The following is a 13,206-nucleotide window of genomic DNA, read 5'->3' on the forward strand; positions in this document are numbered from 1 at the left end:
CGCTCATGGGGCAGCCGCCGTACCGAGCACCTGCCACGTGAGCGTGGTGCTGGCACCCTGCACGGTGTTGTCAGCCGCTGCCTGGAGTGTCACCGCGATGCAGTAGTTCACGGTGGATCCGCCGTCGGCCGACACCGCCTGGGTTGCGGTGCCGTTCGTGGTGAGCGCGGAGACGTCGGGAACCACCGATGTCCCCGCGGCATAGCTGGTGGAGTTGCAGGCGGTCGCCGCGGGGATCGTCCGCACCCCGTATCGCAGGTAGACGGCGAGTCCGGTGGTCGCCGGCGTCACCGCGTTCCACTGCAGGTTCCCCGCCACCGAGGGATTCGCTGTCTTGACGCTGAACAGCGCATACGTCGTCGCTCCTGGAACCATCAACGACGGGGCTGCGGCGAACGTCAGCGCCGCAGCCGCTCCCGTGGTCGCATGACTGGTGAAGGTCGTTCCGTCAGCCGCACCCACGATGTCGAAGCGCCCGGCGGTGAAGGTCGCGGATCCGTACTCCGAGTCGTTCCAGGCAGCGAGAGTCGCACTCGCGCCGATGCCGAGCACGAGTCCGCCAGCGAGGAGGGCCCGTATGCGGCGGGAGCGGTTGCGCTTCGCCTCCCGCACGTGTCGGCGGGTGTTCATGGTGGGCTCAGTTCGTCGAGGTCGCCGTGAACTTCCACGTCGCCGTCGTGGCGAGGCCTTGCTCCAGGTTCGCATCGGCGGTCACCGCGAAGCACAGCTGCACTGCAGCTCCTGCCGTCGACACGTCTGCTCCTTCGAGAAGCGCGACGGTCGTCGTGCCGGTCTGCACGTCGAGCGTGGCTCCCGTCGCGATCGGCGTGCCGGTCGCGGATGCGGCGTTGCACGTCGCGCCCGGTGCGAGCTGATAGATCGCGTACGAGAGGTGCTCGGAGTTCGAGCTGCCGGCCGCATCCGCGGTGGTCCCATCAGCGACGAGATCAGCGCCGGTGGTCGTCCCCGCAGCGAGACGCACCCAGAAGCCGGCATAGACGGAATCGCCCGGCGCCATGCTGTCGACCACACCGGTCGGAAGAGTGAAGGCGAGAGTGGCCGCGGTGTCGCCGTCATCCACGTTGTGGTCGCTGTAGTTCGCGTTGCCGGTGCTCGACCCCTCGAGGTTGAACGTGCCGGCGGTGAACGTGCCCGTTGCGAACTCGGAGTCGTTCCACGCGGCGAGCACGGCAGCGACGCCGACTCCGAGAACGAGGCCGCCTGCGAGCACCGCGAGCACCTTGCGCTGATTCTGCTTTGTGACCATGGTCAATTCCCCCTCAGGAATCCATCGACCGTGCGAAACGCCTGGGAATGGTCGCCCCTCAGAGACCTGCGTGTACAGCCGTACTCAATACTCGCGAGACAAATCCCAGACGACAAGGCGATTCCGCGCAGGAAGAGCACTCATTGCGCGCAGGAGATCACAACCTCATCACAGAGATGGTTGACGAATATCAACCAGATACGTATGGTTGACGAAGTTCAACTATCTTCCGGGCGCCAGAGCTGTCGCCGCCACACCCTGCGACTCACATGAAAGGTCCCGTATGACCACGGATTCCCCCGTCACGATGACGCATCGCCAGGTGCTCGAGGCCCTCACCGGGCTCCTGCTCGGCATGTTCGTCTCGATGATCGCCACGACGGTGGTCTCGACCTCGATGCCGGTCATCGTGCATGACCTGGGCGGCGACCAGGCCGCCTACACCTGGGTCATCACGGCCACCCTGCTCACCACGGCCATCTCGACGCCGATCTGGGGCAAGCTCGCCGACCTGTTCAACCGCAAGCTGCTGATCCAGCTCGCCATCGTCATCTTCGTCGGGGCCACGGCAGCTGCCGGCTTCGCGCAGGACACGAGCACCCTGATCGCGTTCCGCGCGGTCCAGGGCATCGGCGGCGGTGGCCTCGCGGCCCTCGGCCAGGTCATCATGGCCGACATCATCAGCCCGCGCGAGCGCGGGCGCTACATGGGCCTCTTCGGCGCCGTGATGGCCGTCGCCACTGTCGGCGGACCGCTGCTGGGCGGATGGATCACGGATGCTGCGAACTGGCGCTGGAACTTCTTCGTCGCGCTGCCGTTCGCGATCGCCGCGCTGATCATCCTGCAGAAGACCCTGCACATCAGCACCGAGCGCACCCGCAAGGCCTCGATCGACTACGCCGGGATCGTGCTGCTCTCGACCGCCGTATCCCTGCTGCTCATCTGGATCACCAACGCCGGATCGACCTTCGACTGGTGGGGCATCGAGACCATCCTCATGGTCGGTGGCGCGATCGTCGCGACGATCGTCTTCATCATCGTCGAGATCAAGGTGCGCGAGCCGCTCATCCCGCTCTCGCTGTTCCGCGGGCGCACCTTCACGCTCTCGGTCATCGCCTCGATCTCCATCGGGGTGGCGATGTTCGGCACCTCGGTGTACCTGGCGCAGTACATGCAGCTGTCGCGCGGCGCCTCCCCGACCGAGGCAGGTCTGATGACGCTGCCGATGATGGCCGGGTTGCTGATCTCCTCGATGGTGGTCGGCCAGCTGGTGACCCGCTTCGGCAAGTGGAAGGGGTACCTAATCCTCGGCTCCGTGCTGCTGATCGCCGGTTCCGCGCTGCTGTCGACCCTGCACTACGACACCGACTTCGTGCTCGTCTCGCTGTACATGTTCCTCACCGGCGCCGGCGTCGGCATGACGATGCAGAACCTGGTGCTCATCGTGCAGAACGTGGCGAGGCCGAGCGAGATGGGCGTCGCGAGCTCGGGAGTCACCTTCTTCCGCAGCCTCGGCGGCACCATCGGCGTCTCGGCCATGGGCGCCGTGCTGGCGAACTCGCTCACGTCGCTGTTCGCGGACGGCAAGGAGCGCATCGGGGCGGCGATCGCCGAGCTCGGCGCCAAGGGAGCGGATGTCGCCGCGCAGCTCTCCAGCGGCACGATCCCCGAGGTCCGGCTGCTTCCTGAGCCCGTGCGGTCGATCATCGAGGACTTCTACGCCCAGGCGATCTCGCACGCGTTCCTGATCGGCATCCCGCTCGCGGTGATCAGTCTGGTCGCGATCCTGTTCCTGCCGAACCGTCCGCTCACGACCATGACCACGAGCGAGCGGGCCCGGGCCGATGCGGCGAAGGCCGAATCCGGCACGAGCACTGGAGAGCCCGGCGGCACGGTCGACGAGGCGGCCGATATCGCGATCGCCGACGCCACTGCTCTCTCCGGGGCACCGACCGGAACGATCACGACGGCTCCGAGCGATGACCGCCGCTGAGCACACCACCGACTCCCCCGAGGCGCGGGCCGCTGCGGTCCGCGCCCTCGAGGCGGAGTTCGGTGAGCTGATCACCCACTTCCGCAGGCTCATCATGGAGAACGCCAACCGCGTGAGCCCCGGCATGCTCCCCGGCGCCTACAAGGCACTCACCACGATCGCACGATGCGAGCAGGTGACGGCCTCAGCGCTGGCCGAGCGGATGCTGATGGACAAAGGACAGGTGAGCCGCACGGTCCGCGAGCTGGAAGAACTCGCGCTCATCGAGAGATCACCCGACCCGAGCGACGGCCGCTCGTCACTGCTGCGACTGACCCCGCTCGGCACCGACCGGCTCGCCGCGGCTCGCGCCCCCCAGGAGGGGATGCTGATGAGCACTCTCCACGACTGGAGCCTCACCGACATCGGCAACCTCACCCGCTTGCTGCACGCTCTCGCGTCCGGCGTGACGCCCGAGTAGCGGGGCTAGGGGCGCAGGATCCTGCGCGCCTCCGCGGCCACCTCGGCGGCGATGGTGTCGAGCAGGGCGGAGCGCAGGTTCCACTGCTGCCAGTACAGCGCGGTCCGCACCGACGGGCCTCCGAGTCGCACGAGACCGGCGGAGCCCTGCGGGAACGGCAGCATCCCCCATCCGAGCCCGAGCTCGACCGCGAGCGCATAGTCGTGCGATGCCGGAACGTAGTGGCGCGGCACCTCCTGATGAGCCACGCCCCGCTCGCGCAGCCATTCGTGCTGCAACGTGTCGCGCCGGTCGAAGTCGACGAAGGGCGCCTGTGCCAGGGCATCGGCGGTCGCCCCGTGCGGGAACCAACGGTCGGCGAAGGCGGGTGCAGCGACCGCTTCGTACTCGAGCACGCCGAGCGGGGTGACCGAGCATCCGGCGACCGCCACGCTCTCGCTCGTCACGGCCGCCATCACGGTGCCCGACTCGAGCAGCCGCGCGGTGAAGTTCTGATCGTCGCGGTGCAGGTCGAAGTCGATATCGTGCTGGGCCGACAGCCGTGCGAGCGGGGCGAGGAACCATGTCGCCATCGAATCGGCGTTCACGGCCAGCGGCACGGTGATGCGCCGAGCGCCGTTCTCGTCGTCGAGCCCGACGCCTGCGAGAGCATCGTGCTCCAGGAGCGCGATCTGGCGGGCCAGTCGCACGACGGCTTCTCCCGCCTCCGTCAGCCTCGCCGGCTTGCTGCGCACGATGAGGATGCGGCCGAGCTGCTGCTCGAGCGTCTTGAGCCGCTGACTCACCGCCGAAGGGGTGATGCGCAGCAGGCGGGAGGCCGCGTCGAGCGTGCCTTCGTCAGCGACCGCCGCGACGGTGGCTGCCAGTTCCGGATCGATCCTCACATCAGCGATGCTAATGGTTCTGTAGAAATCCTCGCTGGTGTTGATGATTGCCTCTTTCTACTCTGGAGACATGCTCTCGGTTCTCGCAGGCCTCGGCCTGGGCCTCTCGCTCATCGTCGCCATCGGCGCACAGAATGTCTTCGTGCTCCGACAGGGCATCCGTCGAGAGCACGTGCTCGCGGTCGTCATCATCTGCGCGGTGTCCGACGCGCTGCTGATCATCGCCGGCGTCGCCGGGCTCGGGTACGTGATCTCCACCGCCCCCTGGCTCGTGGTCCTCGCGCGCTGGGCGGGCGCCGTATTCCTGCTGGTCTACGGCGTGCTGGCCGCCCGTCGCGCGTGGACAGGAACCGGCGAGGCTCTGCAGGTCGAGAACGAGGAGGAGCCTGCCACGCAGGCCCCTGGCAGCACACTCACCCGGACGCGCACGCGCACTCCCCTGGCCCCGGTGATCCTCACGGTTCTGGCCCTCACGTGGCTCAACCCGCACGTGTATCTCGACACAGTGCTGATGCTCGGCTCGATCGCCGCGACGCACGGTGAGGACCGCTGGCTGTTTGCTGCAGGAGCGGTGGCCGCGAGCATCCTGTGGTTCACCGCGCTCGGATTCGGTGCGCGCTACCTGGGTCGCTGGCTACGGACGCCGCTGTCGTGGCGCATCCTCGACGCGGTGATCGCGGTCGTGATGATCGCGATCGCCGTGAGCCTGGTGCTGCCTGTCCTGGCCGCGTGAACGCGCTCAGCCGTCGATCTGCGCCATGCGCGCCTGCACCAGTGCCTCGATGGCGCCCTCGGGCAGAGGATGCTCCGGCTGGAACCGGATCGTGCCCTTGTCGAGACCGATCCCCGGGTGGTCCGCCAGGATACCGGCGACCGCCGCGACCGCCGCGGGGCTGAACGGGTAGACCCCGATGTGCTTCTGGGCACGCATCACCGAGAGCAACGGCTTGCCCCGGTAGACCAGGGCCGGCATGCCGTACCCCTTGCCCTGTTCCGCCTCGGGCGCCAGAGCGCTCGCGAGGGCGTACACACGCTGGATGCTGTCACGATCCGCCGGTGCGAGCTCGGCCACGTACTCGTCGATGGTGCCCATCCCGGCATCCTGCCACCTCGGCCGGATGCCGTGCCACCGAGGGCGCGGTCTAGATCCCGTCGAGGGGGCGGAGGAGGCGAGTGAGGAAGCGCTGCGTGCGCTCGTGCTGCGGCGCCGTGAAGACCTGCTCCGGCGTCCCCTGCTCGACCACCACACCGCCGTCCATGAACAGCACGTGGTCGGCGGCCTCGCGGGCGAAGCTCAACTCGTGCGTGACGACCGCCATGGTCCAACCCTCGTCGGCCAGCTCCTTGATGACGACGAGCACGTCGCCCACGAGCTCGGGGTCGAGCGCGCTGGTCGGCTCGTCGAACAGCAGCAGGTCCGGCTTCAGCGCGAGCGCACGGACGATGCCGACGCGCTGCTGCTGGCCGCCGGAGAGCTGGTGCGGACGAGCATCCGCCTTGTCGCTCAAGCCGACGCGTTCGAGCAACGCCAGCGCCTCGGCGACGACCTCGTCCTTCGGGCGGCGCTGCACGCGCCACGGCCCCTCGATCACGTTCTCGAGCACGGTGAAGTGCGGGAAGAGGTTGTGATGCTGGAACACCATCGCCGAGCGGTCGCGCAGGGCGAAGCGGTCCGTCTGCGACGGACGGGTCGCGAAATCGATCTCCGGGCCGCCGTCGACCGAGATCCGGCCGGCATCCGGCGTCTCCAGCCCGTTGAGCGAACGGAGCACGGTGGTCTTCCCCGAACCGCTGGGACCGATGAGCACGACGACCTCGCCGCGATGCAGCGTCAGATCGATGCCGCGCAGCACCTCGTTCGAGCCGAAGCTCTTGTACAGTCCGCGAGCGGTGAGCAGGGGTTCTGCGGGGCTAGTTCGCGACACGGCTGTCCAGCCTCCTCTCCAAGAAGCTCTGGCCGGTCGACAGCACCAGGCAGAACACCCAGTACACCAGCGCCGCCGTCAGGTAGACGACCATGAACTGATAGGTGGATGCCGCGATCTGCTGCGACACCTTGAACAGCTCGGTCACCAGGATCAGCGACGCCAACGAGGTGTCCTTGACGAGCGAGATGAACGTGTTCGACAGGGGCGGCACCGAGACGCGCGCAGCCTGGGGCAGGATGACGCGGGTCAACGTGCGGGTGCGGCCCATCCCGACCGTGTACGCGGCCTCCCACTGCCCCTGCGGGACCGAGATGATCGCGGCGCGGATGACCTCAGCCGCATATCCACCGACGTTCAGCGAGAACGCGATGATCGCGCACGGCCACGGGTCGATCGTGACCCCGATGGACGGGAGCCCGTAGAAGATCACGAACAGCTGCACCAGCAGCGGCGTACCGCGGATGATCGAGATGTAGACGCGCGCGATGCCGGACACGATGGACCGCGTCGAGATGCGCATGAGCGCGACCCCGAGCGCGATCAGGAGGCCCAGCGCGAACGAGCTCAGCGCCAGCGGGATGGTGCCGATCAGCCCACCGAAGGCGATCGGTCCGATCGAGGCGAGGAAGAGCTCCCAGGGCGACATCGGCTACTCGGTGACGTCAGCGCCGAAGTACTTCTCGCTGATCTCGGCCAGGGTGCCGTCCGCGCGCAGCTCCTCGAGAGCGCCATCGACGGCGTCGACCAGGCTCTGCTTGTCCTTGGTGAACACGAAAGCCTGCTTGCCGGCATCCTCGGTCTCAGCGGCGATCTTCAGGCCCGTCGGGCCATCCGTCTTCTCGTAGTCGAGGAAGGTGAGCTTGTCGTTGATGGTCGCATCGACACGGCCCTGGCGGAGCAGCGTGACAGCCTGCGCCCATCCCTCGACGCCCTGGACCTTCGCACCGGACTCCTCGGCGAGGTCGTTCCAGTTGCTGGTCAGCGACTGCGCCGTGGTCTTGCCGTCGAGGTCGGCGAACGAGGTGATCGAGTCGTCATCGTCCGCGACCACGATCACGCCGGGCGACACGGTGTACGGGGCGCTGAAGAGGTACGCGGCTTCACGCTCGTCGTTGATGGTGACCTGGTTCGCGATCACGTCGAAGCGGCCGGCGTCGAGGCCCGCGAAGATCGCGTCCCACTGCGTCTCCTCGAACTTCACCTCGAGGTCGAGTTTGTCAGCGACCGCCTGGATGATCTCGACGTCGAACCCGGTCAGCTCGCCGCTGCCGCCGTCGTCGTGGAAGCTGAACGGGCGGTAGGTGCCCTCGGTCGCGACCGTGAGCGTGCCGTCGGTGACGAGGCCGAAGTCGGACGACGCGGAGCTGTCGCTGCCGCCCGTCGACTCGGGGGCGCTGGTGCCGCTGCAGGCGGTGAGAGCCGCGGCGGTGAGGACGAGAGCCGTGACGGCGATGAAGCGACGAGACATGGGCGGACCCTCCTGGGGTGCAGTGTGCGCGAGTGCTGTGGCGCGCGGTGTCAAAGGAACTCATTCACAGTATGCGTGCCCGGCCGCGACCGCGCATCGCATGACGCCGAGTTTCAGCATCCCCTCCACCGTGAATGCAGAAATGCCCCCGGGCGGACCCGGGGGCATTCCTCTGCGACTGGGTCGCTGCCCTTCGACAGGCTCAGGAACCGCGTCGAAGCGTCAGATGGCGTTGACGTCCAGCGGGATGCCGGGGCCGAACGTGGTCGACACCGCACCCTTCTGGATGTAGCGGCCCTTGGAGCTCGACGGCTTGAGGCGGACGATCTCCTCGAGAGCGGCGTCGATGTTCTCGTTCAGCTGCTCGGTGGTGAAGGAGGCCTTGCCCACGACGAAGTGCACGTTGGCGTGCTTGTCGACGCGGAACTCGATCTTTCCGCCCTTGATCTCCTCGACGGCCTTGGCCGTGTTCGGGGTCACGGTACCGGTCTTCGGGTTCGGCATCAGGCCACGCGGACCCAGGACCTTTCCGAGACGACCGACCTGGCCCATGAGCTCAGGGGTGGAGACGGCCGCGTCGAACGCGGTCCAGCCTGCGGCGACCTTCTCGATGAGCTCGGCGCCGCCGACCTCATCTGCACCTGCGGCGATCGCTGCCTCGGCCGCGGGGCCGGTGGCGAACACGATGACGCGGGCGGTCTTGCCGGTTCCGTGGGGCAGGATGACGGTGCCGCGCACCATCTGGTCTGCCTTGCGGGGATCGACGGCGAGCTTCAGCGCGACCTCGACGGTCGAGTCGAACTTCGCCGAGCCGGTCTCCTTCGCCAGGGCGACAGCCTCAGCGGGAGTGTAGAAACGGTCTGCCTCGATCTTCTCGACGGCAGCCTTGTAAGCCTTGGACTTCGTAGCCATGATTATTCTCCTCAGCCCTCGACCGTGATGCCCATGGAACGGGCGGTGCCGGCGATGATCTTCGAGGCGGCCTCGAGGTCGTTCGCGTTCAGGTCGGCCTGCTTGGTCTCGGCGATCTGACGGACCTGGTCCTTGGTGATCTTCGCGACCTTGACCGTGTGCGGGGTCGCAGAGCCCTTGGCCACGCCTGCGGCCTTCTTGATGAGCTCCGCCGCCGGCGGGGTCTTCAGGACGAAGGTGAAGCTGCGGTCCTCGTAGACGGTGATCTCGACGGGGATGACGTTGCCGCGCTGCGACTCGGTCGCGGCGTTGTACGCCTTGCAGAACTCCATGATGTTGACGCCATGCTGACCGAGCGCGGGGCCGATCGGCGGCGCCGGGTTGGCTGCACCGGCGTTGATCTGAAGCTTGATCAGGCCGGTCACCTTCTTCTTCGGTGCCATTCTCTTTCCTTTCATCGAATCGGATGCCGGAGCATCCGCTTCTCCCACAGATCCGGCATCTCCGGACCGTGGTCGTCTGTGCGCGCGCCGAAGCGGCACACAAACCACGTAAGTCTACCTGATCCCGGCCCACCCGGCGACCCCGCCCAGACCCGGGTGCCCCTGCCATCCCCAGGCCCACGGCACAGATGCACGATCGATGGACGGATGCACACCCGAACGAGCGGATGCGCCGTGCATCCGTCCCCTGATCGTGCAGGTGTACCCGCCCCCACACGCGAGAACGGCCGCCCCGGAAGGGACGGCCGTTCTCGTGAAGTGGGTGTCAGATCATCTTGGTGACCTGGTCGAACGAGAGCTCGACCGGGGTCTCGCGCTCGAACAGGGAGACGAGCACGGTGAGCTTGCCGCTCTCCGGCTTGATCTCGCTGATCGAACCGGGCAGACCCGCGAACGAGCCTTCCTTGATCGTGATGGTCTCGCCGACCTCGAAGTCGACCTCGGCCGGGAGCGGACGGGCCACGGCCACGCCACCCTTCGATGCGATGTTCTTCGCGGTGGGGAGGTCCTTGACCTCGACGAGGGACTTCAGCATGTTGAAGGCCTCTTCGAAACGCAGCGGCGTCGGGTTGTGGGCGTTGCCCACGAAGCCGGTGACACCGGGGGTGTGACGCACGACCGACCAGGTGTCTTCCGTGAGCTCCATGCGCACGAGCACGTAGCCCGGGATGCGCACACGGGTGACCATCTTGCGCTGGCCGTTCTTGATCTCGACGACGTCCTCCATCGGGACCTCGATCTGGTAGATCTCGTCCTCGACCTCGAGCGTCGACTTGCGCTGCTCGATGTTCGCCTTGACCTTGCGCTCGAAACCGGCGTAGGAGTGGATGACGTACCACTTGCCCGGGAGCATGCGGAGGTCCATGCGGAAGGCCTCGTACGGGTCCTCCTCCGCGTCCTCGTCGTCCTCATCGGAGGAGTCCTCGTCGGCCTGCTCGTCATCGGCACCGAGGTCGGGACCGTCGTAGGGGGTGACCTCGTCGGCCGCAGCGGCCTCCTGGTCAGCCGTCTCTTCGGCCACAGCGTCGTTCAGGACCTCAGCGGCTGCCTCAGACTCGGCCGCTTCGTCCAGGTTGAGAGCGTCGTTCACGATCGCGTCCGCCTCCGGGTCTTCGACGACGATGTCGCCATCGGTGTCAGTGTCTTCTTCTTCGCCGTCCACATCCTCGATGTGCAGGGCGACGTGCTCTGCCGCGGTGACCGAGAGTTCCTCTGCGGCGAGGACGTTGCCCTCCTGGGCCTCGTCTTCCTCGCTGGACTGCTCAGCCGCGGTCGCCCAGTCGGCGTCGTCGGAATATCGTTCAGACACGTTTCTTCTTCTCCATAGCTGCGGCGCGAGCCGCGGGCATCATCAGCCGGGGATTCCGAAAACCCAGTGCGTCACGAATGCGAACAGAGTGTCCAAGCCGTAGACGATGCCCATCACGATCAGAACGAAGACGAGCACCACCCCGGTGAACTTGAACAGCTCCTTGCGAGTCGGGGTGACGACCTTGCGGAGCTCGGAGATGACCTGGCGGATGAACAGGGCGATGCCCCCGAAGAACCGGGAGAAGGGGTTGCCCTTCTTCTCGCGGGTGGCGCCAGCCGCGACGACCTCGCCGCGCGGTTCGTCCTGATCCATCCTGAATGTACCTTTCGTGTGTCAGCGTTGCGCTGACGCGCAGGGCGGACAGGAATCGAACCTGCAACCTGCGGTTTTGGAGACCGCTGCTCTGCCAATTGAGCTACCGCCCTAGAGACCGTGTGGACTCGGGGGTGTCCTCTCCACTCTGCCACCGATTCCAGGATCGAGGACCCCAGGCATGGCGAAAGAATGCAGAAAACAACTGCCACATCAGTGTACGGCATCCGTCCGCTGCTGCCGAACCGAAGGCGCACGCGCGTGTTGTTGTTAGGCTCGGCGAGCGGATGCATCAGGAGGGAGCGCCGGTGAGCGCTGAAGTACAGCAGTTCCAGGTGGATCTGCGCGGGGTCGTCGATCTGCTCAGCAGGCACATCTACTCCAGCCCGCGGGTGTACCTGCGGGAACTCCTGCAGAACGCGCGCGACGCCATCACCGCCCGACGCGAGGTCGACGGCGGGGGCGGACGCATCCGGATCACGCCGCTGACCGCCGAGAACGGCGAGTTCGTGCTGCGCGACGACGGCGTCGGGCTCACCGCCTCCGAGGTGGCAGATCTCCTCGCCACCGTGGGCCGCAGCTCCAAGCGCGACATCTTCGATCTGCCCCGCAGCGACTACCTCGGCCAGTTCGGCATCGGGCTGCTGAGCTGCTTCATGGTCGCCGACACCATCGTCATCCGCTCCCGCAGCGCCCGCGGCGGTGCCTCGGTCGAGTGGACGGGCAGCTCCGACGGCACCTTCCAGGTGTCCGAGATCGACGAAGAGCTGCCGATCGGCACCAGCGTGCACCTGGTTCCCCGCTTCGACGCCGACGAGCTGCTCCGCCCCGCCGCAGTGCACGAGCTCGCGAAGACCTTCGGCGAGTTCCTGCCGGTGCGCGTCACGATCGACGCCCCCGGCGATGACATCGAGGTCACCCGCACCCCTCCGTTCCTCGACGTCGCGGACGACATCGACGCCGCGGTGGGCTATGGCCGCACCCTGCTCGGCGCCGGGCCGCTCGACGTCATCGAGCTCAGTGAGCCAGCCACCGGCACCCGAGGCCTGGCGTACGTGCTCCCCTACGCGCCGCCGCCCGGCGCACGGCAGGCGACCCGCATGTACCTCGGACGGATGCTGCTCTCGGAGCGCGTCGACGACGTGCTGCCGGACTGGGCGTTCTTCGTGCGCGCCGTGGTCGACTCGACCGGACTCGCCCCGACCGCCAGCAGGGAGTCCCTGGTCGAGGACGCAGCGCTGGAGCGGGTGCGCGAGCAGCTCGGCGCCGGGATCCGCCGCTGGGTGCTCGAGCTGGGCCTGCGCGAACCGCACCGCCTGGCGCAGTTCGTGGCCATCCACGAGGTGGGGCTCAAGTCGCTCGTGCGCCACGACCCGGAGCTCGCGCAGTTCATCACACGCTGGCTGACCCTCGAGACCACGCACGGCACGATCCGCATCGGCGACCTCGTCGAACGCTACCCGCACGTGCGCTACGCCGCATCGGTCGACGAGTTCCGCCAGGTGGCGGGCATCTCGCCGTCGTCCGAAGTGCTCGTCAACGGCGGCTACCTGTTCGACGCCGACCTGGTGCGGATGCTGCCCGAGCTGTACCCGAACGTCACGATCGAGCAGGTCGACGTCACCGGAGAGCTCGACCGCCTCGACCCTCCCCCTCTCGACGACCGCGACGCCGCCGTCGCCCTCGAGGCCCGTGCCGGCGCGGTGCTCGCCACCGCCGACTGCTCGGTCGTGGTGCGGTCGATCGACCGGCCGGAGCTTTCGGCGCTCTACGTCGCCGACCCCGAGGTGCTGCGCGCGATCGACCGCACGCGCACCAAGGGCATCACCGGCGCACTCTGGGGCGGTGTGCTCGACAAGATCGACCAGAGCCGCTCGCTCGGCCGTGACGACGACCTGCGCGCGCGACTGTGCCTGAACTGGAGCAACCGCGTCGTGCGGGCGCTCGTGCGGGTGCAGGACGACGCCGTGTTCGCCCGCACGCTGCAGCTGCTGTACATCCAGGCCCTGCTCGCGGGGCACCATCCGCTCACCGACGCCGACCGCGGGCTGATGACCACCGCGCTCAGCGATCTCGTCTCGCTCTCGGCCGGCCTCGAAGGGGACACCATCCCGTTCGACGAGGCCCGCTGAGCCACCACGTACCGACCCATCGAAGGGACCCGTCC

At 67.5% G+C, this 13,206-nt stretch carries 15 protein-coding genes and 1 tRNA gene; 4 read left to right on the forward strand and 12 right to left on the reverse strand.

Annotated elements, in window-relative coordinates; translation table 11 throughout:
• Window positions 1–3: 3 nt before the first annotated feature.
• A complete protein-coding gene (locus MRBLWO12_RS10510; protein ID WP_363555227.1) occupies window positions 4–630 on the reverse strand; it encodes a SipW-dependent-type signal peptide-containing protein in 627 nt (208 codons plus the stop codon).
• Between the two features lie 7 nt (window positions 631–637).
• A complete protein-coding gene (locus MRBLWO12_RS10515; protein ID WP_363555229.1) occupies window positions 638–1,267 on the reverse strand; it encodes a SipW-dependent-type signal peptide-containing protein in 630 nt (209 codons plus the stop codon).
• A 283-nt stretch (window positions 1,268–1,550) separates the two neighbouring features.
• On the opposite strand from MRBLWO12_RS10515, the gene MRBLWO12_RS10520 reads away from it, so the two are divergent.
• Both MRBLWO12_RS10520 and MRBLWO12_RS10525 read left to right on the forward strand, forming a co-directional pair.
• Window positions 1,551–3,260, forward strand: coding sequence for an MDR family MFS transporter (locus MRBLWO12_RS10520; protein ID WP_363555231.1), 1,710 nt, complete (start codon window positions 1,551–1,553; stop codon window positions 3,258–3,260).
• A complete protein-coding gene (locus tag MRBLWO12_RS10525) occupies window positions 3,247–3,720 on the forward strand; it encodes a MarR family winged helix-turn-helix transcriptional regulator (protein ID WP_363555233.1) in 474 nt (157 codons plus the stop codon). The genes MRBLWO12_RS10520 and MRBLWO12_RS10525 overlap by 14 nt, the downstream gene beginning before the upstream one ends.
• A 5-nt stretch (window positions 3,721–3,725) precedes the next feature.
• Here MRBLWO12_RS10525 and MRBLWO12_RS10530 read toward each other — a convergent pair whose 3' ends face one another.
• Window positions 3,726–4,604, reverse strand: coding sequence for a LysR family transcriptional regulator ArgP (locus MRBLWO12_RS10530; protein ID WP_363555235.1), 879 nt, complete (start codon window positions 4,602–4,604; stop codon window positions 3,726–3,728).
• 70 nt (window positions 4,605–4,674) lie between these two features.
• Here MRBLWO12_RS10530 and MRBLWO12_RS10535 point away from each other — a divergent pair, with 70 nt between their 5' ends.
• Complete coding sequence (locus MRBLWO12_RS10535) at window positions 4,675–5,337, forward strand: LysE/ArgO family amino acid transporter (RefSeq protein ID WP_363555237.1); 663 nt, start codon at window positions 4,675–4,677, stop codon at window positions 5,335–5,337.
• A 6-nt stretch (window positions 5,338–5,343) separates the two neighbouring features.
• Here the strand turns inward: MRBLWO12_RS10535 and MRBLWO12_RS10540 are convergent, their stop codons facing one another.
• From MRBLWO12_RS10540 to MRBLWO12_RS10580, 9 genes are all read right to left on the reverse strand, one after another.
• Window positions 5,344–5,697 (reverse strand): iron chaperone, encoded by a 354-nt coding sequence (locus tag MRBLWO12_RS10540; protein WP_363555239.1) that lies wholly within the window; start codon window positions 5,695–5,697, stop codon window positions 5,344–5,346.
• A gap of 49 nt (window positions 5,698–5,746) precedes the next feature.
• Entirely contained in the window at window positions 5,747–6,529 is a 783-nt protein-coding gene (locus MRBLWO12_RS10545) for an amino acid ABC transporter ATP-binding protein (RefSeq protein WP_363555241.1), read from the reverse strand.
• Window positions 6,516–7,178: an amino acid ABC transporter permease gene (locus tag MRBLWO12_RS10550; RefSeq protein ID WP_363555243.1), complete on the reverse strand. Its 663-nt coding sequence runs from the start codon at window positions 7,176–7,178 to the stop codon at window positions 6,516–6,518. The genes MRBLWO12_RS10545 and MRBLWO12_RS10550 overlap by 14 nt, the downstream gene beginning before the upstream one ends.
• Before the next feature lie 3 nt (window positions 7,179–7,181).
• A complete protein-coding gene (locus tag MRBLWO12_RS10555; protein ID WP_363555245.1) occupies window positions 7,182–8,000 on the reverse strand; it encodes an amino acid ABC transporter substrate-binding protein in 819 nt (272 codons plus the stop codon).
• Between the two features lie 222 nt (window positions 8,001–8,222).
• A complete protein-coding gene (gene rplA, locus MRBLWO12_RS10560) occupies window positions 8,223–8,912 on the reverse strand; it encodes a 50S ribosomal protein L1 (RefSeq protein ID WP_141871010.1) in 690 nt (229 codons plus the stop codon).
• An 11-nt stretch (window positions 8,913–8,923) separates the two neighbouring features.
• Window positions 8,924–9,355 carry a 50S ribosomal protein L11 gene (rplK, locus tag MRBLWO12_RS10565; RefSeq protein WP_363555248.1) on the reverse strand — a complete coding sequence of 144 codons (432 nt, stop codon included), beginning with the start codon at window positions 9,353–9,355 and terminating at the stop codon, window positions 8,924–8,926.
• A gap of 325 nt (window positions 9,356–9,680) precedes the next feature.
• Window positions 9,681–10,724, reverse strand: a complete 1,044-nt coding sequence (nusG, locus tag MRBLWO12_RS10570; protein WP_363555250.1) for a transcription termination/antitermination protein NusG — start codon at window positions 10,722–10,724, stop codon at window positions 9,681–9,683.
• A 42-nt stretch (window positions 10,725–10,766) separates the two neighbouring features.
• On the reverse strand, window positions 10,767–11,039 hold the full coding sequence (secE, locus tag MRBLWO12_RS10575) for a preprotein translocase subunit SecE (RefSeq protein ID WP_141871008.1): 273 nt from the start codon (window positions 11,037–11,039) through the stop codon (window positions 10,767–10,769).
• A gap of 40 nt (window positions 11,040–11,079) precedes the next feature.
• Window positions 11,080–11,152: transfer RNA gene (locus MRBLWO12_RS10580), tRNA-Trp, on the reverse strand.
• A 174-nt stretch (window positions 11,153–11,326) separates the two neighbouring features.
• Here MRBLWO12_RS10580 and MRBLWO12_RS10585 point away from each other — a divergent pair.
• Window positions 11,327–13,171, forward strand: a complete 1,845-nt coding sequence (locus tag MRBLWO12_RS10585) for an HSP90 family protein (RefSeq protein ID WP_422656401.1) — start codon at window positions 11,327–11,329, stop codon at window positions 13,169–13,171.
• Window positions 13,172–13,206: the final 35 nt, after the last annotated feature.

The organism is Microbacterium sp. LWO12-1.2 (assembly GCF_040675875.1).
Taxonomy (GTDB): Bacteria; Actinomycetota; Actinomycetes; order Actinomycetales; family Microbacteriaceae; genus Microbacterium.

Coding starts and splice junctions, on each gene's coding strand:
- MRBLWO12_RS10510 (WP_363555227.1), bottom strand. CDS start 630: ATGAACACCCGCCGACACGTGCGGGAGGCGAAGCGCAACCGCTCCCGC.
- MRBLWO12_RS10520 (WP_363555231.1), top strand. CDS start 1,551: ATGACCACGGATTCCCCCGTCACGATGACGCATCGCCAGGTGCTCGAG.
- MRBLWO12_RS10550 (WP_363555243.1), bottom strand. CDS start 7,178: ATGTCGCCCTGGGAGCTCTTCCTCGCCTCGATCGGACCGATCGCCTTC.
- secE (WP_141871008.1), bottom strand. CDS start 11,039: ATGGATCAGGACGAACCGCGCGGCGAGGTCGTCGCGGCTGGCGCCACC.
- rplK (WP_363555248.1), bottom strand. CDS start 9,355: ATGGCACCGAAGAAGAAGGTGACCGGCCTGATCAAGCTTCAGATCAAC.
- MRBLWO12_RS10515 (WP_363555229.1), bottom strand. CDS start 1,267: ATGGTCACAAAGCAGAATCAGCGCAAGGTGCTCGCGGTGCTCGCAGGC.
- rplA (WP_141871010.1), bottom strand. CDS start 8,912: ATGGCTACGAAGTCCAAGGCTTACAAGGCTGCCGTCGAGAAGATCGAG.
- MRBLWO12_RS10535 (WP_363555237.1), top strand. CDS start 4,675: ATGCTCTCGGTTCTCGCAGGCCTCGGCCTGGGCCTCTCGCTCATCGTC.
- MRBLWO12_RS10585 (WP_422656401.1), top strand. CDS start 11,327: ATGCATCAGGAGGGAGCGCCGGTGAGCGCTGAAGTACAGCAGTTCCAG.
- MRBLWO12_RS10555 (WP_363555245.1), bottom strand. CDS start 8,000: ATGTCTCGTCGCTTCATCGCCGTCACGGCTCTCGTCCTCACCGCCGCG.
- MRBLWO12_RS10525 (WP_363555233.1), top strand. CDS start 3,247: ATGACCGCCGCTGAGCACACCACCGACTCCCCCGAGGCGCGGGCCGCT.
- MRBLWO12_RS10540 (WP_363555239.1), bottom strand. CDS start 5,697: ATGGGCACCATCGACGAGTACGTGGCCGAGCTCGCACCGGCGGATCGT.